We start from the raw sequence: 24,963 nt of genomic DNA, 5'->3' as shown, positions 1-24,963 counted from the left end.
GAGACTGCCTTGACCGCCATCACCCAGGTGTCGCTGACGAGGCTGCGCTGGCAGCAGACCGGTCGCGCGATGGACGCGAGCGGCTTCTACCCCGTCGCGAGCGAGGACGGCGTGCGCACCGTCACCGGGTACGTGTTGCGGATCGCCACCGACGCCGGCGTCGAGGGTCAGCACACCTGGACGACCGGGGTGAACGGCCTGGCCGCGGCGCAGATCGAGTCGATCGCCGGCTGGCTGGTCGGTCAGGACCCGTTCCGTCGCGAGTACCTCTGGACCACGCTCCAGCGCGCCTGGCGCAAGTACGACCGACTCGGCATCGGCCCGATCGACATCGCGCTGTGGGACATCGCCGGCAAGGCGTACGGCGTCCCCGTGTCCCAGCTGCTCGGCGGCTGGAAGGACCGGCTGCCGGCGTACGCCTCGACCCTGCACGGCGACGAGTCGGGGCCGCTCTCCTCGCCGAAGGACTACGCCGAGTTCGCCGCCGAGTGCCGCCGGCTGGGCTACCGCGCCTTCAAGGTGCACGGCTGGAACGACGGGTCGCTCGCCCGTGAGATCGAGACGGTGCACGCGGTGCGTGACGCCGTCGGGCCCGACGTGGCCCTGATGCTGGACCCGGCCTGCGCCTACGTGACGTTCGCCGACGCGCTGACCGTCGGGCGGGCCGTCGACGAGGCCGGCTACTTCTGGTACGAGGACCCCTACCAGGAGGGCGGCGTCTCCGCCCACGCCCACCGCCGGCTGCGCGAGCTGCTCCGCACGCCGCTGCTGATGGGCGAGCACGTCCGCGGCTTCAGCGCTCACGTCGACCAGGTCGTCGCCGGCGGGACCGACTTCGTCCGCGCCGACGCCGGGCTCGATGCCGGGATCACCGGGGCGATGAAGCTCGCCCATGCGGCCGAGGGGTTCGGGCTCGACGTCGAGTTACACGGCCCCGGCCCGGCCCACCGGCATTGCATGTCCGCGATCCGCAACACCAACTACTACGAGCTCGGGCTGGTCGCCCCCAGCCTGCACAGCGTCTCCGATGGCTTTCCCGTGTACGCCGACTTCCGCGACGACCTCGAGTCGGTCGACGCGGACGGGACCGTCGACGTACCGACCGGTCCCGGCCTCGGCGTGACCCTTGACGAGGAGTGGATCGCCGCTCACGAGGTCGAGACATTCGTCGCGGAGTGAACCCTCTGAGGAGCGACCATAGTGGATCACTCTGACGAAGGTCACTCGCGCTGCGGGCTCGGGCGCGCGCTGGGTGCGGATCATCGGACGGTGGCGTTGACAGGCAAGAAGATCAGGACCGGTGAGGAGGACCGGCGCTCGCTGAGCACCCGGACCATGGACGTGCTCGCGTCCTTCGACGCGCGCCACCCGCGCCGTACGCTCTCCGACATCGCGCGCGCCACCGGGCTGCCGCTCTCGACCGCCCACCGGATCGTCACCGACCTGCTGCGCTGGGGGGCCCTGGAGGAGACCAGCGCGGGCTACCAGGTCGGCATCCGGCTGTGGGAGACCGCGACCCGCGCCCCGCGCGGCCCGGCGCTGCGTGAGGCCGCGCTGACGGCGATGGAGGACCTCTACGAGGCCACCCACCAGAACGTCCAGCTCGCCGTGCGCGACGGTCTCGAGGTCGTGTACGTCGAGCGGTTCGCCGGCCGGGGCGCGGTCCGCGTCCTCACGACCGTCGGCGGCCGCTTCGCGCTGCACGCCACCGGGGTGGGGCTCGTCCTGCTCGCGCACGCGCCGACCGAGGTCCAGGAGCAGGTCCTCCGCGGATCGCTGCGGGCGTGGACGCCGTACACCGTCACCGATCCGCGCAAGCTCCGCGCGTCGCTGGCCGAGGTACGCCGTACGGGCGTCGCCGTCGCCGACCGTCAGGTCACCTCGACGCCCGCCGCGGTCTCGATCGCCTGCCCGATCCACGACGCCGACGGCTCCGTTGTCGCGGCGCTCTCGCTCGTCCTGCCCGCCGAGGGCCCCACCAAGCCGACCGCGCTCATCCCCGCGGTCCGCGCCGCCAGCCGGAGCGTCTCGCAGAACCTCGGCTTCCGCGGTGGCGTGCCACGGATGCGGCAACCCGGCTGAGCCCTCGGCCCGAGCGTCCACGGGACGGTCACGGTCGCGTCACCGGGGTTGGCCGCGATCCGGTGTCGCGTCCTTTCGACCCGAAGCTGGTGCGAGGTTGATTGACGCGAAGGCGTGATGGACCACTGAACTTCCAGGACCGGCGACGACCAGTGCCTAGGGGGCACGTCGTCGGCGACGCTTCAGGAGAGCCAGGCTTACTCCCTCGCTCCGCGTGACGGTCCATAAGCCGCCTTCTGTCGGCGGATTCGAGGGCTTGGACACGGGCACGACGCATCCTCCAAGCGGGAGTGGGCGCACGCCCACCCATTTCCGGCGGACAGTCTGGACAGGCGTGATTGCCGTCCTCCACCGACCGCGGACTGTCTCAGTGCGCATTGACCCGTCGGTTCCGGAGGACCCCTTGACCCAGCCCACCATTGACCATTCAGAGACGTTGCCCTTGGCGCAGGCCGCCCGGGCTCAGCGGCTCCAGAACACCAGCGGACGCCGCCGCGCGCGCCGGCGAAATCCCGCAGCTTCGGGGTCTCCTGCGAGCGCTGCCATCCACGGCGCAGCCTGCGGCTTCGCCGCTCGTGAGTCGCCGGAGTACGGCCATCTGCTGCTGGCCAAGATGATTCAACAGACCTTGGAGCCTCACAAGCACCTACCTCAGGTGGCGCGGGCTCTGGACCTGGGCGTCACCCCCATCTTGGACAACGAGGAGGGGCGTCGCGTCCGGGCAGAACTCGGAGCGCAGCTCCTCTACTTCTCCGATCGGCCACGGAAGTACTTCGGAGTCCGCTTCGTCATCGACGGCATCCCTTTCCAGTACGGCCTACTCAGCGGTGCCAAGTCCAACGCTGTCAACGGCGACAACAACTGGGTCGACAGCATCATCGACATGGTCGAGACCTACACGCCGGCTGAACTCTGCATCGGCCCTGCGAGTCGCCTCGCGCGGCTGAAGCGCTTCTTCAGCAAGCTTGAACACCACCTTGCTCAGACCCGCACCCTCGTCAGGACTGCGGAGATCCCCAGCGGACTTGACCTCGCCTTTCCGGTCGGCCCTCCTGGCGGTGGGATGCGAGGCTGGCCTGCGGCTAACGACGTGGCGACGGTGAAGCAGAGCTCGGCGGCTGGTTCACACTCCGGCCGCCTGGCGTTCGGCCAGTTCCTGCCCTTTCCGGAGCACCTCGCGGTACTTCTGATGAACCCAATACCTATGTGGGCCACCTCGACTCGGTCATACCGACGGAGCCGAGAGGAGCCAATCGTGGTGAGCGCGTTGAGGGGGGCTCGGTGGATGACTTTCGGGTGGGGACTTCTAATTGGCCACAATGGGGTGTCGACCTGGCCGCCAGTGGGGACTTTCTCGTGGCCACGGGCATGCGCGGGTCTGGATCGCGCACAACAGAGCAGCGGTGTGAAACCCCAGGGTGACCTGGGGTTTCACTTATTTCGGGCGTAGTCTCAGAGGACCACGCAGTGCTCATCCGAGTCCCAAACAGACGCGGTTGGATGATCCGACCCTGGGGAACGGTGCGGGTATGGATCGTCGAGTGCTCGTCGTATCGGTGGCCGTCGCCGCAGTGGCCATCGCTGCGGGACTTCTGGTCCGGCACGTCGCTGATAAGCAGGACTGGAGTGCGGTCGCGCCGGTCGCGCCCGTGACATCGCCTGTCCCGAAGGTATGCAAGACGCTCGGCGCCCGAGTCGCTCCGGACTGCGCCGCCGCAGACAAGCGGGAGCGTGACGACGTTCCCACGGACCCGATCAAGCTGATCCGGTACGGCGAAGCCGATCCGTCGCTCCTGTGCGTGCTCGGCCAGGAGACGCTCGCCGACGTCGATGTAGAGGGACGTGTCACCGCTCTGACCGCTGATCAGGTCGGCAGTCCACGTCGCTGCCTGCTGGTCGTCGACAGCGGGGATCACACGTATCTCGTCGGGCTGTGGGCGAGCCGGGACCCGCTGCAGGCGACGACCGATCGCAAGGTCGCCGGACACCCGGCGTGGCGCGGACCGGATCCTCTGGACGACTACAGCGTGGCGCTCACCGAGCCATCCGAGCGCGGCACACTCGGCATCGACTTCGGCCTGAACGAGCCCACGTGGGGACAGGACTTCCTCACGGCGTACGTCAAGCGCGCGTTCGGAGCCTGATGGCCCTCTCAGGCCGCCGGTACGGCCGTGGTGGGGTCGCCGTCGACGGCGGCCGCGAGCTGGGGCACGAGTCGGTCGAGCACGTACGGAAGGCTGAGCGGTGAGACGAAGGAGATCGCGTTCCCGTAGTCGGAGGACTGGTCGACCAGCACCTCGCGGCCCTGCTTCACGGTCCGCTGCCGGTCGTAGACGGTGCCGTCGTGGAGCTTCTTCGTGTCGCTCGCGGGGTGGTCGAGCAGCCACACGAGCACCTCGGAGTCGAGGAGGTCGGCGCGCTCGACGCTGATGCTCCTGCCGTAGGTGTTGCCGGTGACCGCGTCGAGGGGGTCGGGGAAGGTGAACCCGAGGTCGGTCAGCATTCGGGTGCAAGGGTCGTCGCGGCAGTAGATGAAGTAGCCCTCCCACATGGTCGCCATCGCGCCGGTGCGGCAGCCGAACTCGGGGTGCTCCCTGCGGGCAGCGGTGAACTTCGCCTTCACTCCGCCGACCAGCCGCCGAGCCTCGGCAGCCTTCCCGATCGCCTTGCCGATGGTCAGGGTCGCCTGGTCCCACGGGAAGCCCAGATCAGGTCACAGATGCGGACGGCGCAGCGGAAGGCTGAGCGGCAGTTCAACCACTTCGGCAACACGGTCCTACGCATCACTGTCAGTGGTGCGTTATGTTTGGCGATGTGTCTATGCCCCAGACGCTTCTTCCCGTCCACCTCACGAACACCTATCCCGAGGTTCTCGACCTTCTCAACGACCCGGATGAGGCGCTCCGGCACCTCCAGGAGTGGACGGTCGGGAACTGGCGTCGAGTCGGCAGGGACAACGCCGACCAGGTGACCCATGTGGGCGGCGTCTACAAGAACCGATTCGTCTCCCTGTACGAGATCAACGGGTACGTCATCGACGCGGAGGGCCGCTACCGGTTCCAGGAACCGACGCCCGCCGAAGACCGCTACCACACGCTGATCGGCGAAACCTTCAGATGGCGGCGGGGCTATTCCGGGGGATGGATGCCACCTCGGCCGCTCCGACTAGGCAAGCCCTATCCGCCCTCCGCGAGGGAGACGACCACTGTTGACGCCATGCTCGCGTGCGCGCAGGAGATGGCCTCGCGTCGCACCCTCGGGATGGACGATGCAGTCCCGGTCGATCAGACCGACCCGCTCCTGTCCTCGGTCACTGTCACGCGCAACCCGCGCGGCGGCATCATCATCGAGGTGCCGAGCGGTACGAACGTTTTGATCAAACAGGTCTGATGCGCGAGACCACGTACTCTCGTCTGCTGCTCGACGCGATCGTCCCGACCCGTGATCCGCGGCTCGCCCGAGCGGTCACCGACGGACTGCTGGAGTCGGTCGTGCGCGGGCCGCTGCGTGACGCGCCAACGATGGGCGATCTGCATGCATGGACCGTGAACGGGCCGCCTGCCCCGGACGGTGCGCTCGGGTTCGGCGACGACACCGCGGCGATCGCGCTGGAGGTGAAGCGCGCCCATAGCGAGACGCGGTCGAACGCCACCAACTGGCATGCCCGCGTGAACCTGCGAACCCTGTGCCACACGCACGGCGCCAAGGACGACATCTCGCGGCTGGTGTACGACGCCTACCTCGCCGACACCGAGCCCCGTCTCGACGCGCCGCACTTCGACCCCGACTGCTGCGGGACCGCCACCCATTGCGGCGACTCAGGCGACATGTGGAAGGTCGCCAGAGGGACCGGCATGCATTACCCCGTCGTGCATCAGGCCGACACCTACGCCGCCACCACACGCTGGATTCCGGCAGGGCTGGCTGCATCGAGTCCCCGTGACTTCGCGTTCCTTCTGATCTCCCCGTCAGGGGAGTCGACACGCAAGTTCCTCGATGGTCTCGTGAGCGAGAAGGTGTGGAGCGTCGCGTCGCTTCCGCTTGCCCTCGACTGCTGGGCGGCATGTCAGGACGAGGTTCCGGCGATGGGGCGGCTGATTGCTGCCACTCGCGCGTTCCTCCCCAACCGGGCGGACGCCTGACTGTCGACCAAAATGGTGTCTACCAGCGGCAAGGGGATACTGCGGCGCTTGGCAGGGGATCGAAGTCGCCGGTCGGCCGGAGCCCGTCGCATTTTCGCAGGTCAGGCCGGGTGCCAGTTCCCGCACAAACGACCCACGTGAGAAGGCCCCGGTCGAGAGACCGGGGCCTTCGGCGTTTCCGGTCGGCGTCCTCCGCTGACGTGCGGGTCGTCGAACACGGCGGGTGCGCCTGACGAGGCCGCGGCCTCGTCGTCGCGGCGGCTCACATCCGCCGGAACTCCCACGCCGCCCGGCCCGTTCGCGGCTACAGTCGGCCGTGATCCGCGCCGCATCGCAGCGGAGCGCACGGACGCGGCGCGGGTCCCGCTCGCGGTGACGAGGAGAGAGACATGCTCCGTGATGATGCGCGGCGCACACGCGCCACGGTGCTGCGTTCGGTCTGGCAGCTGATGTCCGAGACCGGCAGCGCCAAGATCAGCGTCGACGACATCGCCGGCCGCGCGGGCGTGAGTCCCGCGAGCGTCTATCGCCACTTCGGCAGCAAGCAGGCGCTCATCGACGAGGTCTCGGTCGATCGCTGGCGTCGTGCCACGGCGTGGGCGGCGGGCTCCGGGAAGCCCGAGCGCGCCTTGATCGACATCGTCAAGACGCTCGACCGCTTCTCGCTCATGGTCACCGACGACGCCGAGTTCATCGCGGCCGCCGGCGTCGACGTCGGTCAGACACCGGTGGCCATCCTGCCCGTGCGGCAGGAGTTCGCCGGGCGGTTCGAGGCGCTGTGGCGCGTGGCCGCCGACGCGGGCCACGTCGTCCCCTGGGCCGACCCGATGGACCTCGTCGATCTCGTCGGCGGCATCCGCGATGTGGGGCGCCGCATTCCGAAGCTCACCACGCTGATCAACGGCTTCTGCGCGCCGCGTATCGACGCGCATCACCTCGCCCGCGTCGTGCTCACCCGCTGAACGCCGCGAACTGCGAGGAACCGACCGCATTCCTCTCACTTCGCCGACGCCGTCGGCCGCCCCTTCCTACGGTGTGCGGCGTGGCGCATCCTGACATCCAACACCCACTCGACGCAGGCCTCGACGCCCTGGGCACCCGTCTTCGCACCGGTGAGTTCACAGCGGTCCAGCTCGCCGAGATGGTGCTCGATCGCGTCGCCCAGCGCAACGGCGGCACGCCGTCGTACGACGGAGGGCCCGGCGCCGTCAACGCTTGGGCGCACCTCGACGCCGACACGACGCTCCGCGACGCGGCCGCGGCCGACGTACGGATCGCCGCGGGAGACGCGTCGCCGCTGTGCGGCGTCCCGATCGCCGTCAAGGACCTCTTCGCGGTCGCCGGCCAGCCGCTCACCGCCTCGAGCCGCGTGCTCGACACCGTCCCCGCGACGCGTGACAGCGCCCCCTGGGCAGCGCTCGCCGCCGCCGGTGCCGTCTACGCCGGACACACCCACACGCACGAGTTCGCCGCGGGCGGCACCACCGACCAGGTCGGCAACCCGTGGAGCCTCGCCCACAGTGCCGGCGGATCCAGCGGTGGATCGGCCGCCGCAGTCGCCGCAGGCATGGTCCCCGCCGCCCTCGGCACCGACACCGCGGGCTCGGTGCGCATCCCCGCGGCGCTCTGCGGCGTCTCGTCGTTCAAGCCGACCTACGGCCGTGTGCCGATGGACGGCGTCATCCCGCTGGCCGCCACGCTCGACCACGTCGGCCCCCTCGCCCGCACGCTCGCCGACTGCGCGCTGCTCCTTCCCGTGCTCTCCGCCGCCACCGCGAGCCGGGACCCGTGGGGCGTGTTCGGCGGCCGGGCCATTCCGGCCCCAGAGCGGGTCGGGCTCGCCGGTCGGCGCATCGCGATCACGCCCCGTGCGGACCGCGACGCCGTCGACGCCGATGTGCGTGACGGCTACGACCGCATCCGCGGCCTCCTCTCGTCCCTTGGTGCCGAGTTGGTCGAGCTGGCGGCGCCCGACGACCTCTCGTCCGCCGACTACGACACGATCCTCATCGCCGAGGCCCGTGCCTACCACGCCCAGCACCGCCACCGACTGGACGACTACCGTGCCTCGGTCCGCGCCTTCGTCGACCCAGGAGCCGCGCCGCTGCCCGTCGACGCATACCTGCGTGCGCAGACGCGCCGCCGCGCCGTGACGGCGGAGTGGGACACGTGGTTCGGCGAGAACCGGATCGACGCCCTCCTCGAGCCGACCAGCGCCATCACCGCACCGTTGCGGGGCCCCGGGTACGACGCAGGCAAGCCCGCCGGTGGCACCGACCCTCTCACGATGTTCACCGCCACCTGGAACGTGACCGGCTTCCCGGTCGCGGCCCTGCCCGCCGGCATCGGGACGCGCTCCGGCATGCCGGTCGGCGTGAGCCTCGTCGGCCCCGCCGATGCGGATGCGCATCTGCTCGCCCTGGGCATGGCGCTGCAGGAGGCCGCCCCGCCGCCCGCGTGGGGGCCCGAGGTCCCGACCCCCGCTTCACACGAGAGGAACGACCGATGAACAGCCACCGTCGCGCACGTGGAGGCATGGGCGCCGTCGCCGTGCTCTCCGCCGCCGTACTCGCCCTCGCCGGCTGCGGCGCGCGCTCCGACACAGGAGGCCGCGGCGACGGGGCGTCCTCACCCGGCATCACCGACACCGCCGTCACGATCGGCATCAGCTCCCCGCTGAGTGGCCCGGTCGCCGGCCCCGGGACGTGCACGGCCGACGGCGCGATCGCCTACTTCGGTGGCAAGAACGCCGAAGGCGGGGTGAGGTTCGGCGACGGGAAGACCCGCAAGGTCACGGTGAAGGTCCTCGACGACGCGTATGACCCGCAGAAGGCGAAGGCCAACTACGACCAGCTCAAGGGCAGCGCGTTCGCCATCGCGATCGGACTCGGCACGCCGACCAACCGCGCGTTCCGCGAGGCAGCGATCGCCGACGGCGTGCCGCAGGTGTTGACCGGCACCGGCGACCCGCTCTTCAGCGATCGTGAGCAGTCGCCGATGCAGCTGGACGCCTTCCCGACGTACGTCGAAGAGGGCCGCGCGTTCGGCGAGATGCTCGCCGCCTCGGGACAGCACAAGGTGGCGGTGCTGTCGCAGAACGACGACTACGGCCAGGACTACCTGACGGGCTTCGAGGACGCGGTGAAGGACGCTCCGAACGTCACGATCACGAAGAAGCTCACCTACGAGGTGTCCGATGTGTCGCTCGACGCGCAGATCACGACCCTCGCCGCGACCGGCGCCGACGTCATCTTCAATGCCGTGTCGCAGCCGCACCTGACCGTGTCGGCGATGAAGAAGGCGCAGACCCTGGGCTGGCTGCCGAGCTGGTTCCTGCCGTCGAACACGTCCGGTGTCGCGCCGATCCTCAAGCCGGCGGGGGCGGATGCCTTCCCGCACGTGTACACGATCGGCTACCACAAGACGCCCGACGACCCCGCCTACGCGGACGACGCCGACGTGAAGAAGTTCGTCGCCGACCTCGCGAAGTACACGAAGGAGCCCGAGACCCCCGAGTTCCCGCACTGCATGTGGGGCTACATGGCCGCGTCGATCCTCGACAAGGCGTTCCAGCAGATGACCGAGCCGACGCGCGCCGAGTTCATGAAGCAGCTTCTCTCGATCAAGGGCTACCGGACACCACTCATGCTCGACGGAGCCGAGGTCGACACGACCATCGACGGCGAGCCCGCGATCTCCTCGGTGATCCTCGAGCAGTTCAACGGCACTGGGTACGACCCCATCGACGTCAGCTGAGCGATGCCGCGACCCGGTGATCGCGGTCTGCGCCCGGGCACGTGGGCTGCCGTCGTACGGCGGACCGCTGTACGCCGGCGGGCCGGGGGTCGCTACCGTGCCAGTGGGGGACCCAGGCAGCACGAGGAGAAGGAGTTCAAGGATGAGCACGAACCCGCCGTACCGCGCCGACGTCGTCGGCAGCTTCCTGCGGACCGACGCGATCCACCAGGCCCGTGAGGCGCACGAGGCCGGCACCCTCGACGACGCCGGCCTGCGCGAGATCGAGGACCAGCAGATCCGCGAGCTGATCGCCAAGGAGCAGGAGAACGGGCTGAAGGCGGTCACCGACGGCGAGTTCCGGCGCTCGTGGTGGCACTTCGACTACTTCGGCATGCTCGACGGCGTCGACGTCGTCGAGCTCGACCACGGGATCGCGTTCACCGGCGTCGAGACCAAGCCGCGCGGTGTCCAGGTCAACGGGAGGATCGCCTTCCCCGACCACCACCCGATGCTCGACCACTTCCGCTTCGTCAAGGAGCAGGCGCCGGCCGGCGTACTCCCCAAGATGACGATCCCGTCGCCCACGGTGCTGCACTTCCGGCTCGAGCGGGACGCGATCACCACCGATCTCTACGAGCACCGCGACGACATCTTCGCGGACCTCGCAGCGGCCTACCGCGACGCGGTCGCCGCCTTCTATGACGCCGGCTGCCGCTACCTGCAGTTCGACGACACCGCCTGGGCCTACCTGTGCTCGAAGGAGGAGATGGCGAAGGCGGCCGAGCGTGGCATCAGGACCGATCACCTCGCCGAGGCGTACGCCGGGGTGCTCAACGACGCGCTGCGCGACAAGCCGGACGACATGGTGGTGACGACGCACGTGTGCCGCGGCAACTTCCGCTCGACCTGGATCGCCTCGGGCGGCTACGAGCCGGTTGCCGAGCAGTTGCTCGGCAACACCGCGTACGACGGCTACTTCCTGGAGTACGACACCGAGCGCGCCGGCGGCTTCGAGCCGCTGCGCTTCCTGCCGCACGGCGACAAGACGGTCGTCCTCGGGCTCATCACCTCCAAGAGCGGCGACCTCGAGGACCCCGCCGACGTGAAGCGCCGCATCGACGAGGCCACGAAGTTCGTGCCGCTCGAGCAGCTCGCCCTCAGCCCGCAGTGCGGCTTCGCCTCGACCGAGGAGGGCAACGTCCTCACCGAGGACCAGCAGTGGGCGAAGGTCCGCAGCATCGTCGACATCTCCCGCGACGTGTGGGGCGACTGACGGCGGAAAACTCGGTGCGGTCCGTCGGCAGCGGGTCCGGTCCGTGGATCTCGGACCCGAGCGTCGGCTCAGGAGCGCGCGTCGTCGTAGGCCGTGAGGTTCTTGTCCGCGTTCCGAGCGACCTGCTCCGCCAATGCGAGACGCTCTGATGGCGCGGCGTCGGGCCACTGATAGGCAGTGACGCGGATGATTCTGTCGCCTCGGAGGACATTGACGCTCGCTCCGGCGGCGTAGATGCCCTGCTCGTAGTCGCAGGCGTAGCCGAAGCCGGGGTCGTTGGTGTGCTTCATCCGGCAGCCGTACTGTTCCGCCTCTTCGGTGAGTTTCTTGTGCCAGTAGTCTGCGCCGTCCGTCACGTCGCCGATGCGTACCTGCAGGAAGCGACTCCGCGTAGCCGGAAGCATCGGTGTTCATCCACCGGCTGAGGCCGGTCCTCATCTGATGCTTCTGCGCTCGGTGTACTCGCCTTCCTTCCCGATCTTGTCGGGACCTTCGAGAGATTCCCTTGAGGGGTCAGGCTTTGGCGGCCAGTGTGGCTTTGGTCTTGGCGACCTGCTTGGCGGTGAGGTCTTCGAGTTCGCTGGTCGGTGGGGTGGTGCCGTCGGTGCGTTCGATGGCGACCAGCACCATGGTGTCGTCGAAGTTCTGCTGCAGGTAGGTGTAGGACCGGAGGATGTTTTTGCGCCAGGGCTTCTCGCTGTGGCTGTCGTGATCGAACCGCGTGCCATGGCTGGAGGCCTTGAACGCGAACGCCTTGGGGGTCTTGGTGAGGTGCAGTCGAGCCACGTGGTTCGGCGGTGTATTGCAGACCTTGTTGCTTGCGATGTCGCGTCCGAGCTGGTCGAACGCGAGACGTGTGTTGACCGGTGCGCGCTCGTAGGTCCCGATGACGACGTATTCGGTGTGGCCATCGATGCTGCGTTCGTAGCCGATGCTGTTCTTCTCGTTGGCGCCGCCGATCAGCTCGGCGTTGTTGAGCGTGCATGGGTTCGAGGTGCGGAGGTGGTCCCAGATGTTGGTGAACGGAGTGCCACCAACGACCTCGGGGCTGAGGAGACTCTCGGGTACCTCGGGGGTGTCGTGACCGCAGGCTGCTGGTAGGCCACCCACTGCAGCCACGGCAACGACCATGGTCAGGGACTTCTTCAACCGCACAAAGGGACTCGATTCGGTGATCCGGTGACGTGCTCGACACGATAACGGGATGCGGCGGTGTGGTCGCTCGTTGCCGTCGCCGTCGCCCTTCGGAAGGGGGCCGCTTGGTATAGGTGCGTCTCCTCCACGCCGAGGACGATGTGTTCGGTGTGGCCCTCGACGGTGCGCCGGTAGGCCATGGCGTTGTCGTCAGTCGCGCCGCTGAAGAGCCCGCCATCGATCCTGCAGGGCTCAAGACCGGCGTTGCCGCCGATGTAGTCCCAGACATGTCCCACCGCCGTGCCGCCGACGTTGTTCTCGCTGAGCAGCCGGTCGGGGACCTGGACCGAGTCGTCGCCGCATGCAGCGGCGAGAACCATGGCTGCGGCGAGCGGGGCGGTGAGGCGTACGCCGTAGACGTGCATCCGAGACATCGCTTCGAGAGATTCCCTCGGGGAGTCAGGCCTTGGCGGCCAGTGCGGCTCGGGTCTTGGCGACCTGCTTGGCGGTGAGCTCCTCGAGTTCGGTCGACGAGGGGAAGGTGCCGTCGGTGCGTTCGATGGAGACCAGCACCATGGTGTTGTCGAAGTTCTGCTGCAGGTAGGTGTAGGACCGGAGGATGTTGCTGTGCCAGGGCTTCTCGGTGTCGAAGTCGGTCCCGTGGCTGGAGGCCTTGAACGCGAACGCGCTCGGTGTGCTGTCGAGGTGGAGCCGCGCCGCGGTGTAGGGCGGGGTGTTGCACAGCTTGCTGGCGATGCCCTCGGCCAGCTCCTTTAGCGCCAAACGGGTGTTGACCGGGGCCCGCTTGTAGGCGCCGATGACGAGGTACTCGTGGTGTCCGTCGATGGTGCGGCGGTAGGCGATGGTGTTCTGCGTCGTGGTGCCGCCGAACAGCTCGATGCTGTCGAGGCCACAGCTGTTCGCGGTGCCCATGTGCTGGAAGAAGTCGTCGTACGGCGTGCCACCGACCACGTCGGGGCCGAGCACACCGCTGGGGACGTCGACGGTGTCATCGCCGCACGCTGAGAGCACACCGGCGAGAGCCAGGAGCAGCACAATCACAGCCGCCGCGGCCTTCCCGAAACCCACACCCACACCCCATCGAAGATCGGTCACTTCGGCAAGTCGGACCGGCTAGTTGCCGTCGCCGTCGCCCTTCTCGAAGTACTTGGAGAACATGTCCTGGTAGGTCTGATCGTAGTCGGGGATGTCGTTGAGGCCGCGGTCGTCGACGATGGTGGCGAGGGCGTCGCGCATCGAGGCCCGGTCCTGCGGGCTCATCGCGTTGTACTGCGCCTGGGTGGGGAACTTGCCGTCGGGGAACCAGTTCTCGACCTGCTCGCGGGTGTAGCTGGTGTTGGGGACGGTGGTCAGCTGGTGGGCGACCTCGGAGGGCTTGATCACGCCGGCGTTGACCAGGGCGTTCTGGGCGGCCTCGTGGCGGGCCCTGAGTGCGGCGGTGGCGTAGTTGTTCTCGGAGTCGACCTCGGTGTCCTCGTTGTTGGCGTAGTGGTCGGACAGGCTGTCGGCGCCGGCGTCGATGGCGTGGCTGGCGAGGAACTCGACGACCTTGCCGCCGGGGACGGGGATCTCGCCGACGACGTCCTTGCCCATGTCGATCCAGGACTGGACCCGGGCGTCCTGGTCGGCGGCGTCGGCGATCTTGGTGTCGCCGACGGCGTTGACGAAGAGCCCTTCGAGTTTTGCGTCGGCCTGGCTGGTCTGGTCGTCGACTCGGCCGTGATCGTGGATGCTGTTCTGCAGTTGGATGGTCTGGTAGGCGTTGAGGCCCTGGCGCATGTCGTTGAACCCGTCGTCGGTGGAGACGGCCACGTCGGCCAGCGTCTTGAGACCGGCGCCGTCGAAGAGGGGCTGGTCGGCCAGTCCGGCGCCGAACCGGTCACCGGTCAGGGTGACGAGCCCCGGCGCGTGGTCGCCACCGTGGTCGGCCAATGCCTTGTCGATGGCGGGCATGTAGGTGGTGAGCATGTGCGCGACGTGCTTGGTGCCGGCGGTGTCGACGTTGCCGGGGTCGAAGGACTCGCCGTCGTGGCCGCTTCCCCAGTCGACGCTGGAGCGTTCGGCGAGCAGGTGGGTGGCGTTCGACATCAGGCTGGCTGCGTCGCGGGCGGTGGTGGGGTCGGAGAGGTTGGACGGATTCGTGGTGGCGGCGTCGAGGGCCGAGGTGAGGCCGTCGAAGTCGTCGTGGCTCCACAACCGATGGCCGATCCAGTACTTCTGCCGGTCGTCGCCGGTGGAGCCGTAGGGGTTGTCCCCGCCGGCGTCGAAGAACTGCAGGGAGGCCTTGCCGTTGTGGCCCAGGGCGTCCATGTAGGAGGCCATCGGGTCCCAGGCGGCGTCCTGGTGGTCCGGATCGAAGAATGCGCCGACCCCGAGCGAGCCCATGGTGGACTGGCGCCAGTGGAAGTCGTCGGTGGTGCGCTCGAGGTGCTCGAGCTCGTCGCCCATCGTGTCCAGGAACGGTGTGCTGAGGGTGCTGCCTCGCAGCAGGTACGACAGCGCGACAGGCCGGTTCGCGAGCGGGACGTCCTCGTCGGTCGCGTCGAGATTGCGCAGGTCGACCTGCTTGACGAGGTCGCGGGCGAGGTCGCGAGAGGCCTCCGGGTCCTGCGTGGCGAGGACGGGCTCACCGGAGCGGAACATCGTGCGCAGCGACGCGGTGAAGTCGGTCGTGGTCTTCCGGTCGTTGTTGTAGATCCGGATGCCGGCCAGGCTGAGAGCGCTGATCAGCGTCTTCGCGCCGGTCGCCTGGAGGATCGCCGCGGAGGCGACGCCGCTGTCACCGAACCTGTTCAGCAGCGCGGTGACGTCGCGGACGTCGCCGTCGGAGGAGTCCTTGTCGATCCCCGAGATCTTCTTCGATACGTCGGTACCGAGCTCCTTGGCGGTCGTCGGGTCCTTGGCGAGGATCAGGTCGACGACCTTCCCGGAGATCTCCTTGTGCTCGATGAGGTACTTCGCCCGGTCCGCGGGCGACATGTCCTTCATCGTCGCGGTGTAGTACTTGGCGCGGTCCTCGTCGGTGAGATGGAGGTTGGGCCAGTTGGTGGCGGCGGCGAGCGGGATGAAGCCACCGTCGATCAGCGCCCTGACGGTCTCGACGTCGTTGGGGTGCTTGAGCAGGGTGGCGGTGTCGCCGGCTTCCTTGTCGAGGGTCTTGACCAGGGCGCGGTAGTCAGGTTCGAGGGAGTTCTTGACGTTCTGCTGGATGGTCTCGGTCGAGCCGCTGCGTACGTCGGGCTGGCTGGGGTCGCGCAGCCCGGAGGTGGAGATCTTGTGGTTGAGCTTCTCGACGCCTTTGTCGAAGGTCTGGGCGGCGGTGCCGAACTTGGTTAGGCAGCCGGCGGCGACCTGGCCGATGTTGCCGAGCTGGAGGCACATCTTCGCGCCGTGGTGGGGAGCGGTGGTGATGGCCTGGATGTCGCCCTCGGTGTTCTGGTGGGTCTTCTTCGCGTCGTCGACGAGGTCCTGGCTCAGGGACACGAGGGCCCGGCCGGAGGTCTGGGGGTCCCTGGCGGCGTTGAGGATGTCTGAAGGCGAGGAGCCGTGCAGTTCTTTGAAGTCGGCGAAGAGCTGGACCACGGTGTTCTCCGAGTTTCGTGGTGCGGTGTGTGGACGCGGCGGTCAGACCGCGCGGTTGATCCGGGTTGAGAGGCCGAGGGCGGCGGTGTCGGTCCCGGCGGCCTGCGCGTGGACGGCCTGGCCGCCGGCGTTGTCCTCGTCGCGGCCGGTCGCGGCGAGGTTGGCGATGCCGTCCCCGGCGAAGGCGATCAGACCCGGGAGCTTCGCGACCGGGTCGAGCAGGTGGTCGTTGACCAAGGCGTTGAGGGCGGCGGTGACCTCGGGGTGTCCCGCGACGCCGGCAGCGCTCTCGACGCCCGAGCGCATCGTGTTGGCGTGCGAGCCCGCGTCACCGCTGCGGCCCGCGACCGCCGTTCCGGTCCCGTGGAGCCCGGTGACGTTCATCCCGGTGACAGCGCCCTTGCCCACTGCTCCGTCCCCCTGCTTCGTGTGTTGCTTCCAGTGCCGCGTCAGCCGCCGATGGAGCGGATGGTCTTGGCGGCGGCGTTGGTGACGTTGGAGATGAACTCGTCGGCGGTCTCGGTGGTGCGGTTGACGAGTTTGGTGTTGTTGGTGTGGATGTCCTCGGTGGCGTGGCGGGTGGCGCCGCGCGCGTTGGCGTACTCGGTCGAACCGGCGCCGTCCTCGGTCATGTTCTGCAGGTGGGCCTGCTGGCGGTCGACGTTGTCGGCACCACTGCGGAAGTTGGCGAGGTTGGCGTGGGTGTCGTCGGCGTGGGTCTGGTAGGCGGCGCGGTCGACGCGGACCTGGTCGTGGTTGCTCATCTGGGTCTCCTCGAAGTCCTTCTCACTCAGCTCAGGGCGTGTGCCCGGGGTGGGTCAGATCTTGTTGATCTTGGCGGCCAGGTCCATGGCGGCGGTCTGGGCGGTGCGGGACTCGGTGCCCTGGGTCTGGGAGGCGGACTCCTCGTGGGCGGCGGTCTGGCGCAGGAACTGGGTGGAGCCTTCGGCGTTGGCGCCGTGTAGCCGGGAGCCGGCCTCGAAGCTGTTGGCGGTGGCGGTGGAGCCGTTGCCGCCCTGGGAGGCGAGGGCGCCTTTGTTGGCGGCGAGGAAGGTCTCGGTGTGGCCGTGCTGCTTCTTGGCGGTGGAGTTGGCGTTGTTGGCCTCGTCACCGATCTGGTTGTTCTTCTGCTGGGCGCCGGTGTAGCCCTCGGTCAGTGAAACCCGGTTGGCGGTCATCGTCTGGTCCTTTCCCCCTCAAGGCCCAACCCCCGAGGTTCTCCTCTGGGTTGGGAGTGGTCTGTCGGGCCGTGCCACGCTAAGCCAGCCCTCTGTGACCATCAAGGCTGCCCGTGACCGCCGACCCCGAAACCTCCGACGCGGAAATCCTGCGAAGAGTTCCGGCTCGGCGACGGAGGAAGGGGGGAGACGCGGGCCTACTCCTCCTCCACCAGCGCCGTCTGGACGAGCGAGAAGCCGCCGTCGCGGCCGACGTACATCGCCCGTCCCCGCGGGAGGCGCATGGACGGATGTCCGCCGACGAGGCGGCCCTCGAGCCGGTCGCCCGAGAACATGAAGCCCGGCGCGCTGAGGTCGATGAGCCGCTGGATCATCGGCTCGAAGACGGCGCGAGACATCCCGCCCGTACGCCGGGCGAGGACCAGGTGGAAGCCGAGGTCGCGGCCCTGGGGAAGGAGCTCCACGAGCGGGCTGAGCGGGTTGCCCTGCGAGGTCGAGACGAGGTCGAAGTCGTCGACGATGACGAAGACGTCGAGACCCGACCACCAGGTGCGCGTCCGGAGTTGCTCGGAGGTGACGTCGGGGCCGGGGACCCGCTTCCGGATGGCGTCGCCGAGCTCGTTGGCCATCTGTGCGGCCTGCTCGGGGCCGGTGACGTAGGTGAGGAGGTAGTCCTCGGGGACGACGTCGAGCAGGGAGCGGCGGTAGTCGACGACCGCGATGCCGATCTCGTCGGGGCTGCGGCCGGCGACGAGGTTCTTGATGATGAGCTTGAGCAGGTTGGACTTCCCGGTCTCGCCGTCGCCGTACACCTGCAGGTGCGGGTCGGCCCCGTCGAGCGAGATCTCGGCGACACCGAGGTTGAGCTCGGACAGGCCCACGAGGATGCCCCGGTCGCCGGGTTCGACGGCGGGCAGCTCGGAGGCGCGCACCAGCGTGGGGAGGACCTCGACCTTCGCGACCGAGCGGCCGGCCCACTTCTGCGTGAGAGCCTCGATCAGCGCGTCCTGTCCGCGGGTGTCGCGGCCGGCCTCGTCGGGCAGGCCGATCGCCGGTAGCGCAGCCTGGAAGAGCGTCGCCTCCTTCCGGGTGCCGGTGATGCCGCGCCCGGTCGCCTCCTTGGGGATCTGCTCCATGACGCTGCGGTCGAACTCGGAGTCGTAGACGTCGTTGAGCCGTAGCTCGAGCCGGCCACCCATCGAGCCCTGCATCCGCATCCGGACCTGCATCGCCTGGGTGACGGTGATGACGACGTGGACGCCGAAGTTGGTGCCGCGTGCGGCGAGGTCGGAGATCACGTAGTCGAGGTCGTCGTACTCGTCGCGGAACGTGCCCCAGCCGTCGACCACCAGGAAGACGTCGCCCATCGCGTCGTCGGGGACCTCGCCCGCGGCGCGGGCACGCCGGTAGGCGGCGGCGGAGTCGAGGCCGTGGTCGCGGAAGAACGCCTCACGGGCGTCGAGGAGCGAGCGCACCTCGTTGACGGTCCGGCTGATCTTCTCCGGGTCCACGCGGGTTGCGACCGCGGCGACGTGCGGCAGGTCGGCGAGCGGCGTCAGGGAGCCGCCGCCGTGGTCGATGCAGTAGAACACCACGTCTCCGGGCGCGTAGGCGCTCGCGAGCGAGAGCAGCAGCGTGCGGAGGAGGGTCGACTTCCCCGTCTGCGGCGACCCGGTGATGACGAGGTTGGCGCCCGCACCGGTGAAGTCGTAGTCGAGCGGGTGCTGCGCCTGGTTGCGCGGGTCGTCGACGAGGCCGACCACGGCGTGGCAGGTGGTGCGGTCGGCCACCCGCTCGAGGTCCACGAGATCGCCGAGCGGCAGCTCGGTGGGCAGCGGCGGCAGCCAGACCGGACGGACCGGCGCGGCCCCGGCGTCGACGATCTGGCGGCAGAGGACGTCGAGGACGCTGGTGGCGCCGGGGCCCTCGGCGGCGGCGCTGGCCTCCGCGTCGTCGGCCTCGGTCGCTTGGGCGGCGAGCCAGGCGCCGAGGCCGTTCACGGCGACGTAGGGGACGACGGGGACGGTGGTCTTGCGGTCGGCGACCGGGGGGACGTACGGCGCCGAGACCAGCGCCGCCTTGAACCGCTCGAACACGGTGGTGTCGACCTTGAGGTAGCCGGAGCCGGGCTCGGGCGGCAGGTGATAGGCGTCGGGTACGCCGATGGCGTCGCGGCTCTCGCCCTCGGAGAACGTGCGCAGCGCGATCCGGTACGACAGGTGCGACTCAAGCCCGCGGATCTTGCCCATCTCGAGCTTCTGGGTGGCCAGCAGGAGGTGGACCCCGATGGAGCGGCCGATCCGGCCGACGGCGACGAAGAGGTCGGCGAAGTCGGGCTTCGCGGTCAGCAGCTCGGAGAACTCGTCGATGATGACGAGCAGGTGGGGGAGCGGCGGCAGGTCCTGGCCGGCGTCGATGAGGTTCTGGTAGGCGGTGACGTTGGGCAGGTTGCCGGCCGCCTTGAGGATCTCCTGGCGGCGCTGCATCTCGCCGTACAGCGCGTCGCGCATGCGGTCGACGAGCGTCAGGTCGTCCTGGAGGTTCGTGATCATCCCGGCGATGTGGGGGATCTCGGACATCGGGGCGAACGTCGCGCCGCCCTTGAAGTCGACGAGCATCAGCGCGAGCCGGTCCGGGCCGTGGCCGATGACGAGCGAGCTGACCAGGGTGCGGAGCATCTCCGACTTCCCGGACCCGGTCGCGCCGACGACCATGCCGTGCGGGCCCATGCCACCGTGGGCGGACTCCTTGAGGTCGAGCATCACGGTGCGGCCGTCGACGCCGACCCCGATCGGGACCCGGAGCAGGTCGCGCAGGGGGCGCGGCCGCCAGGTGCGGCTGAGGTTGAGCCGGGCCGGGTCGTCGACGCCGAGGATCTCGGGGAGCCCGACGGTGTCGTTGAGCTCCCCGCCGGTCGCGGCGTCCTCGAGGGTGAGCCGCAGCGCCGAGATCGAGCGGGCGACCACCGTCTCGAGGCCGCGCTCGGGGAGGTCGGGCGCGAACCCTCCGCTCCGCCAGCTCGCCTCCGCGGCGCTGCCGTCGGGGGAGAGCGTGAGGCGCGCGTCGACGGTGTCCGGCTCCTGTCGCGGGTCGTCGAGGAGGCTCACGACGTGGACGCCGAGCTCGGCCAGCGAGACCTGGGGGTCGGGCGACGCGATCTGAGCCGGAGCGAGGCCGTCGCCATCGACGACCACGACCAGGTGGGACCCCGGGCCGGTCTGCGAGCCGCGGGCCCGCTGGTGCCGGTCGAGCCGGGCCTCCAGCTCGGTCGCGAGCAGCTCCTGCAGGGCGGGTACGTCGCTCGCGACCCGCCGGGCGGGGACCTCGCCGTCGTACGCCGCCGGGTCCTGCACGTGCGGGAGCCATTTGACCCAGTCCCACGCCGCCGCGGCGGCGTCGGAGCGTACGACGGCGATCGCGACGTCGTTCGGGCTGTGCAGGGTCGCCAGCTGCAGCACCAGCCCGGTGGCCACGCTGCGGCGTACGGCGGCGGGGCCGATGACACTGAACTGGCTGACCGACCGGAGGGACAGCGTGATCGGCTGGGAGTGGAGGACGGCGTACCGCTGCTGGAGCTCCTGGGCGGCCTGCAGGCAGACGGGGTCGAAGTCGTTGAGCGGTCCGGTGTCGGCGTCGAGAGTGAGGCCGGCGGCGAGCGCGACGTCGCCGGTGCCGACCCGGAGGGCGAGGAAGTCGCCGTGCGGCGGGCGCCGCTCCCAGCGGCGGGTGTCGTCGCGGCCGAGGCCGACCAGCTCGGCCGGCAACGGGTAGCGCCAAGCCTGCTCGGCGCGCTGGCCGGCGACCTGCTCCCGCACGCTGTGACGCAGCGCCTCGATGTAGTCGAGATAGCGCTCCCGGCCCTCACGGACCTGGCGCTTGGTGCCGCTGCGCTGGCTGATCATCATGAGCACGCCGATCGCGATCGACCCGATCAGCGCGAGGAACGCCGCGACCGCGACGATCGGCTTGTCGCGCTGCGTCACCGCGACCGTGAGCGAGCCGGTCCCGCTCATGATCGGCATCATCATCATGCTCGCGCCGGCCATCGCGGGCGCGCTCTGACCGCGCGCGGGCGGCGGCGCGATGGTGAGGGGCTCGCTGTGGGCGCCCGGTGGCTGGATGCGCGCCGGCCGTTTCACGAGCGTGGTGGTCATCGATCTCCGCCCCGGATTCTGGTGTGATCTCTGCGTACGCGTGCCGCCGGACTGTCGAACGATATGCTCGCGTGCGCCGGAAATGCCCGCAAGGCGCCCTGCTCTCGGAGGTCGACCACCTGGTGCTCACTGCCTACAGCCGGGTCACGGTCGTGTCGTCCGAGCGCGCCATCGACCTCGCTCTGCCCAGCGCGCTCCCGATCGCGGACGTGATGGCGCAGGTGATGAGGTACGCCGACCCGTCCGGATCCGCCGCCGTGACCTGGACCCTCGGGCGCCTCGGTGGCCCCTCCCTCCCGCTGACCCACACGCTCGAGGAGGCCGGCGTCCTCGACGGCGACGTGCTCGAGCTGCGCACGGCCGACGAGGACGTGTCGCCGGCGCGCGTGGAGGACGTGCGGGACGCGGTCGAGGACAGCGTGGACGCCGCCGGCGGCGTCTGGGCCACGCCGACGACGCGGTCGTTCGCCGTCCTCGCGGGCAGCGGTGGCCTCGCGGCGGCGGGTGCCGTGGCGTGGCTCTCCGGCCGCCTCGGGCTGTCCGGGACGCTCGCCGGCCTGGACTCGGTCGGGTCGGCGGCCGCGGCGACCGTCGTACTCCTCCTCGCGACGTGGTGGGCGAGCCGGTTCGCCCGTGACCTGGATGCTCAGGTCGCCGCGGGGGTCGGGCTGGCGTGGGCCGCGCTCGCGGGCCTCGCCGCCGGACGCGAGGCCGACCTCAGCCGGGGCGCGACCCTGATCACCGCCGCCGTGCTCGTCGCCGTCGTGGCCGGGGTGGCGAGGCTGCTCACACCGGCGGCGACCGGCCATGCGGCCTTCGGCGCCGTCATGCTCGCCGCGGGGGTCGTCCAGGGCGCCTGCGACACGACCGCCGCGGCCGCCGACCAGGCCTCGCGCTCGCTCCCGGTCGCCGCCGTGCTCGCCGTCGGGATCGTGCCACGCGTCTCGCTCGCCGTCGGCGGCCTGGCGAGCGCGGACTACCGCGTACGCCACGTCGGCCGCCTCGACCAGGCGACGCTGCGGGCGCGCTACCGCGCCAGCAACGCACTGCTCGTCGGCAGCGTCCTCGCGCTCGCCCTCACCGCCGTGTGGGGTGCGGTCGACCTCCTCCACGACGCCCGGCCGTGGGACCGCACCCTCGCCCTCGCCGTCGCCGCCGCGCTCGTGCTGCGCTCGCGGGTCTTCTCCCGGACCCAGCACATGGTCGCGCTCCGTGTCGGCGGCGCCGTCGTGGTGGCGTACGCCGCCGCGCGGCTCGCCTCCGAGCACACGGAGACCGCCGGCTGGATCGTCGCCGTCGCGGCCGTCGTCGTCGCGCTGGGCCTCGGACTCGCGTCGCTGCCGATGTCGGACATCTCCCGGGCGCGCGTGAAGCGCACCCTCAACGCGGTCGAGTTCGTCGTCGTGGTGGTCACCGTCGTGCTGCTGCTCGGGGCCGCCGGCGTCTACAACATGCTCGGAGGGCTGTTCTGATGAGCGACGACCGACCGGGCCCCGACGAGACGCCGGCGGAGCAGCCGGACCTCGCCGTACGCCGTCGGCAGCGGGCGCAGGGAGCCGCCGCGGACCTCGCCCGGATGGGCATCGACCCGCGCAGCCTGGGCCTGTCCGGCGACGCGGCGCCGGGAGCGACGGAGGAGCCGCCGTCCTCGGTGGTGCCGCTGCGACCCGACATCGTCCCGCCGCCGTACCCTCCAGCCCCGCCGGAGCCGGCGGCGGGAGTGCCGGGTGGGCTGCCGGGACAGGCGGTCGCGTCGGCCCCCTCGCCCGAGGAGACGGTCACGGTCCCGCCGGCCGAGCGCGCCGTGCCGGTGGCGCGCACCGACCCGGGCCGGCTCCTGCGGTCGGTCGCGCGGGGGATCGCGACGCCCGACGCCGCCGCCTCGATCCAGGACGAGCGGGCGCTCGTCGAGGCCGTCCGACGTCGGCAGAGCGACCGCCGCGTGGTGGCGTTCGTGGCCGGCAAGGGCGGCGTGGGATGTACGACGGTCGCGGTCGGCGTCGGCCAGACCATGGCCGCGCTGCGGGAGGACCACAGCGTCCTCGTCGACGTCCAGACGGGCGCGCTGTCGCTCGGCCGGCTGCTCGGCGGCGAGCAGAACGCGAGCGGTACGGCGCTGCTCGCGCACCATGAGGCGGTGGACCCGCCGCGGCTGCGCTCGGGGCTCGGCGTCGTCGACGCACCCGACTGGGAGGAGCCACTCGGACGACGTGAGGTAGGGCGGCTGCTGGAGCTCCTCGGCTCGGCCCACGCGTTCACGCTCTTCGACGTCGGCGACGACGCGGGCGACGGCGCCCACAGCGCGCTCGCCCGCGCGGACCAGGTCGTCGCCGTGACCGGCCCCGGCAGCATCGGCGCCGAGGCGCTGGCCCGCGTCCACGAGCGGATCGGGTTCGTCAACCCGGTCGCTGCCCGCGCCGTCGTCAACGTGGTGGTGTGCCCCCACGACGACGCCTACCGACAGACGCAGCGTGAGATCGGCGGCGCGGGGCCGTCGTTCGTCGTCGTACCCCCGGAGCGTGCGCTGCGGGCGGGCACGCCGTTCGACCCGGCCGTCGTCGGGGCGGCGACCCGACAGGCGATCCTGCGGGTCGCCGCCTCCATGGCGATGGCGCCGTCGTGAGCGGCCAGGACCCGGCGGAGGGCGATCGCCACGGCACCGACCGGCTGGCGATGCGCACCATGCCCAACGCCGAGCGGTACGTGCTGGAGGCGGACGCGATGCGCCGCCGCCAGCTCCGATCGGCGCTCCTCCACGGCAGCCGGCGCACCTGGCGAGAGCACGCCCGGGTCTGGCCGGCGGTCGTCGTCGGCCTCGTCGTGGCCGCCGTGATCGTCGCCGCCCTGGCCGTCACCCAGGCGCTGCAGAAGACGCAGGAGAACGAGAAGAAGGAGCAGCAGCAGCCCCAGCAGCCGTCGCCCACGGCCCCCGCGAGCCCCGGGGCCGGCCCTTCCACCAGTCCGCGCCCGACGCCGACTGGGAGCCCCTGAGACCTGGTCTGGTGTTCCAGGGCTGGTGGAGCGGCAGATCGAGCGGCGGCGGTTAGCCTGCAGCGGTCGTCGATCGGGAGGCGGGTTGAAGATGGGTCCGTGGCGCACGGTGTCGCGAGGGCTGGTCGTGGTGCCCCTGGTGGCTGCCGTTGCGGCGGGCTGTGGCGGAGGTGGCGGCCGAGCCGCATCTACGTCTTCAGGGTCGCTATTTCAGACGTCGGAGGCGGCTGCCCGCGGCTTCGGTGACTATCTCGGTTTCGCGTCGGGCAAGAAGTGCGATCTTCTCGAGCCGGAGCTCGATGACCCGGACTACTTCGTGGGGAGCATGTCGAAGGAGATCCTGGATAGCTACTCCTGCGACAAGGTGATGACGGCGCGTGAGCGCGGACGCCAGTGCGATCGGATCGTGGTGCGCCCGGTCATCAGCGGTGAGCCGGTCACGGTCTCGACGGAGCCCCGTCGTCTTCGCTACTCGGTGGATTGGAAGGGCGAGACGGTCTGCGACCGGGACGCAGGCCCCGGCAACGACGTCTACGAGGAGCATGGCAGTTACGAGGTCACGGTCGAGCAGGGCGACGGGGGCTGGATGGTCGTCGGCTTCACGCTCCGGAGTGGCCCCGGTGCGGGGCACACCGGCGGCGTCTCGTAGGAGCTGGCACAGCAGGTGT

Annotated in this window: 24 protein-coding genes; 14 read left to right on the top strand and 10 right to left on the bottom strand. The window is 70.2% G+C overall.

Translation table 11 applies throughout. The features are described 5' to 3' along the window. Positions 1 to 9 precede the first annotated feature (9 nt). The 4 genes from AB3X52_RS13420 to AB3X52_RS13405 all read left to right on the top strand — a co-directional run bounded on the left by AB3X52_RS13420 (position 10) and on the right by AB3X52_RS13405 (position 4,226). Positions 10 to 1,179, top strand: coding sequence for an enolase C-terminal domain-like protein (locus AB3X52_RS13420; protein ID WP_367994596.1), 1,170 nt, complete (start codon positions 10 to 12; stop codon positions 1,177 to 1,179). A gap of 90 nt (positions 1,180 to 1,269) precedes the next feature. Continuing rightward, positions 1,270 to 2,082 (top strand): IclR family transcriptional regulator, encoded by an 813-nt coding sequence (locus AB3X52_RS13415; RefSeq protein ID WP_367994595.1) that lies wholly within the window; start codon positions 1,270 to 1,272, stop codon positions 2,080 to 2,082. Between the two features lie 403 nt (positions 2,083 to 2,485). After that, a complete protein-coding gene (locus tag AB3X52_RS13410; protein WP_367994594.1) occupies positions 2,486 to 3,532 on the top strand; it encodes a hypothetical protein in 1,047 nt (348 codons plus the stop codon). A gap of 46 nt (positions 3,533 to 3,578) precedes the next feature. Beyond that, positions 3,579 to 4,226, top strand: coding sequence for a hypothetical protein (locus AB3X52_RS13405; protein ID WP_367994593.1), 648 nt, complete (start codon positions 3,579 to 3,581; stop codon positions 4,224 to 4,226). An 8-nt stretch (positions 4,227 to 4,234) separates the two neighbouring features. Here AB3X52_RS13405 and AB3X52_RS13400 read toward each other — a convergent pair whose 3' ends face one another. Beyond that, complete coding sequence (locus AB3X52_RS13400) at positions 4,235 to 4,705, bottom strand: TroA family protein (RefSeq protein WP_367994592.1); 471 nt, start codon at positions 4,703 to 4,705, stop codon at positions 4,235 to 4,237. Between the two features lie 191 nt (positions 4,706 to 4,896). Between AB3X52_RS13400 and AB3X52_RS13395 the strand changes: the two genes are divergently transcribed. The 6 genes from AB3X52_RS13395 (at position 4,897) to AB3X52_RS13370 (ending at position 11,235) form a co-directional block, all read left to right on the top strand. Continuing rightward, on the top strand, positions 4,897 to 5,472 hold the full coding sequence (locus tag AB3X52_RS13395) for a hypothetical protein (protein ID WP_367994591.1): 576 nt from the start codon (positions 4,897 to 4,899) through the stop codon (positions 5,470 to 5,472). Further along, entirely contained in the window at positions 5,472 to 6,224 is a 753-nt protein-coding gene (locus AB3X52_RS13390) for a hypothetical protein (protein WP_367994590.1), read from the top strand. Before AB3X52_RS13395 ends, AB3X52_RS13390 begins: the two co-directional genes overlap by 1 nt. A gap of 389 nt (positions 6,225 to 6,613) precedes the next feature. Then, on the top strand, positions 6,614 to 7,186 hold the full coding sequence (locus tag AB3X52_RS13385) for a TetR/AcrR family transcriptional regulator (RefSeq protein ID WP_367994589.1): 573 nt from the start codon (positions 6,614 to 6,616) through the stop codon (positions 7,184 to 7,186). 80 nt (positions 7,187 to 7,266) lie between these two features. Beyond that, positions 7,267 to 8,733 carry an amidase gene (locus AB3X52_RS13380; protein WP_367994588.1) on the top strand — a complete coding sequence of 489 codons (1,467 nt, stop codon included), beginning with the start codon at positions 7,267 to 7,269 and terminating at the stop codon, positions 8,731 to 8,733. After that, positions 8,730 to 9,980 (top strand): ABC transporter substrate-binding protein, encoded by a 1,251-nt coding sequence (locus tag AB3X52_RS13375; protein ID WP_367994587.1) that lies wholly within the window; start codon positions 8,730 to 8,732, stop codon positions 9,978 to 9,980. Before AB3X52_RS13380 ends, AB3X52_RS13375 begins: the two co-directional genes overlap by 4 nt. Before the next feature lie 142 nt (positions 9,981 to 10,122). Next, on the top strand, positions 10,123 to 11,235 hold the full coding sequence (locus tag AB3X52_RS13370) for a 5-methyltetrahydropteroyltriglutamate--homocysteine S-methyltransferase (RefSeq protein ID WP_367994586.1): 1,113 nt from the start codon (positions 10,123 to 10,125) through the stop codon (positions 11,233 to 11,235). A 68-nt stretch (positions 11,236 to 11,303) separates the two neighbouring features. On the opposite strand, the gene AB3X52_RS13365 is transcribed toward AB3X52_RS13370, so the two are convergent. The 9 genes from AB3X52_RS13365 to eccCa all read right to left on the bottom strand — a co-directional run bounded on the left by AB3X52_RS13365 (position 11,304) and on the right by eccCa (position 21,304). Then, a complete protein-coding gene (locus tag AB3X52_RS13365; RefSeq protein WP_367994585.1) occupies positions 11,304 to 11,639 on the bottom strand; it encodes a hypothetical protein in 336 nt (111 codons plus the stop codon). Positions 11,640 to 11,748: 109 nt separating this feature from the next. Further along, complete coding sequence (locus AB3X52_RS13360; protein WP_367994584.1) at positions 11,749 to 12,390, bottom strand: hypothetical protein; 642 nt, start codon at positions 12,388 to 12,390, stop codon at positions 11,749 to 11,751. Beyond that, positions 12,381 to 12,794 carry a hypothetical protein gene (locus AB3X52_RS13355; protein ID WP_367994583.1) on the bottom strand — a complete coding sequence of 138 codons (414 nt, stop codon included), beginning with the start codon at positions 12,792 to 12,794 and terminating at the stop codon, positions 12,381 to 12,383. The genes AB3X52_RS13360 and AB3X52_RS13355 overlap by 10 nt, the downstream gene beginning before the upstream one ends. A gap of 34 nt (positions 12,795 to 12,828) precedes the next feature. After that, entirely contained in the window at positions 12,829 to 13,425 is a 597-nt protein-coding gene (locus AB3X52_RS13350; RefSeq protein WP_367994582.1) for a hypothetical protein, read from the bottom strand. 78 nt (positions 13,426 to 13,503) lie between these two features. Then, the gene (locus tag AB3X52_RS13345; protein ID WP_367994581.1) at positions 13,504 to 15,972 is read right to left on the bottom strand and encodes a DUF6571 family protein; all 2,469 of its coding nucleotides are present in this window, start codon (positions 15,970 to 15,972) and stop codon (positions 13,504 to 13,506) included. A 42-nt stretch (positions 15,973 to 16,014) separates the two neighbouring features. After that, positions 16,015 to 16,380: a hypothetical protein gene (locus tag AB3X52_RS13340; RefSeq protein WP_367994580.1), complete on the bottom strand. Its 366-nt coding sequence runs from the start codon at positions 16,378 to 16,380 to the stop codon at positions 16,015 to 16,017. Positions 16,381 to 16,421: 41 nt separating this feature from the next. Continuing rightward, the gene (locus AB3X52_RS13335) at positions 16,422 to 16,736 is read right to left on the bottom strand and encodes a hypothetical protein (RefSeq protein ID WP_367994579.1); all 315 of its coding nucleotides are present in this window, start codon (positions 16,734 to 16,736) and stop codon (positions 16,422 to 16,424) included. Between the two features lie 54 nt (positions 16,737 to 16,790). Continuing rightward, positions 16,791 to 17,150: a hypothetical protein gene (locus AB3X52_RS13330; RefSeq protein WP_367994578.1), complete on the bottom strand. Its 360-nt coding sequence runs from the start codon at positions 17,148 to 17,150 to the stop codon at positions 16,791 to 16,793. Between the two features lie 197 nt (positions 17,151 to 17,347). Continuing rightward, complete coding sequence (gene eccCa, locus AB3X52_RS13325) at positions 17,348 to 21,304, bottom strand: type VII secretion protein EccCa (RefSeq protein WP_367994577.1); 3,957 nt, start codon at positions 21,302 to 21,304, stop codon at positions 17,348 to 17,350. A gap of 71 nt (positions 21,305 to 21,375) precedes the next feature. Between eccCa and eccD the strand changes: the two genes are divergently transcribed. Genes eccD through AB3X52_RS13305 form a run of 4 tightly spaced genes read left to right on the top strand, consistent with a single transcriptional unit; the run spans position 21,376 to position 24,944 of the window. Continuing rightward, complete coding sequence (eccD, locus tag AB3X52_RS13320; RefSeq protein ID WP_367994576.1) at positions 21,376 to 22,776, top strand: type VII secretion integral membrane protein EccD; 1,401 nt, start codon at positions 21,376 to 21,378, stop codon at positions 22,774 to 22,776. After that, positions 22,776 to 23,927, top strand: coding sequence for a CpaE/TadZ family protein (locus AB3X52_RS13315; RefSeq protein WP_367994575.1), 1,152 nt, complete (start codon positions 22,776 to 22,778; stop codon positions 23,925 to 23,927). The genes eccD and AB3X52_RS13315 overlap by 1 nt, the downstream gene beginning before the upstream one ends. Beyond that, positions 23,924 to 24,295: a hypothetical protein gene (locus AB3X52_RS13310; RefSeq protein ID WP_367994574.1), complete on the top strand. Its 372-nt coding sequence runs from the start codon at positions 23,924 to 23,926 to the stop codon at positions 24,293 to 24,295. The genes AB3X52_RS13315 and AB3X52_RS13310 overlap by 4 nt, the downstream gene beginning before the upstream one ends. A gap of 25 nt (positions 24,296 to 24,320) precedes the next feature. After that, a complete protein-coding gene (locus tag AB3X52_RS13305) occupies positions 24,321 to 24,944 on the top strand; it encodes a hypothetical protein (RefSeq protein WP_367994573.1) in 624 nt (207 codons plus the stop codon). Positions 24,945 to 24,963 lie beyond the last annotated feature (19 nt).

The sequence above is a fragment of the Nocardioides eburneus genome (assembly GCF_040838215.1).
In the GTDB taxonomy this organism is placed as follows: Bacteria; Actinomycetota; Actinomycetes; order Propionibacteriales; family Nocardioidaceae; genus Nocardioides; species Nocardioides eburneus.
The sequence above is the reverse complement of the archived record's forward strand: the minus strand, read 5'-3'. Positions and strand labels throughout refer to the sequence as shown.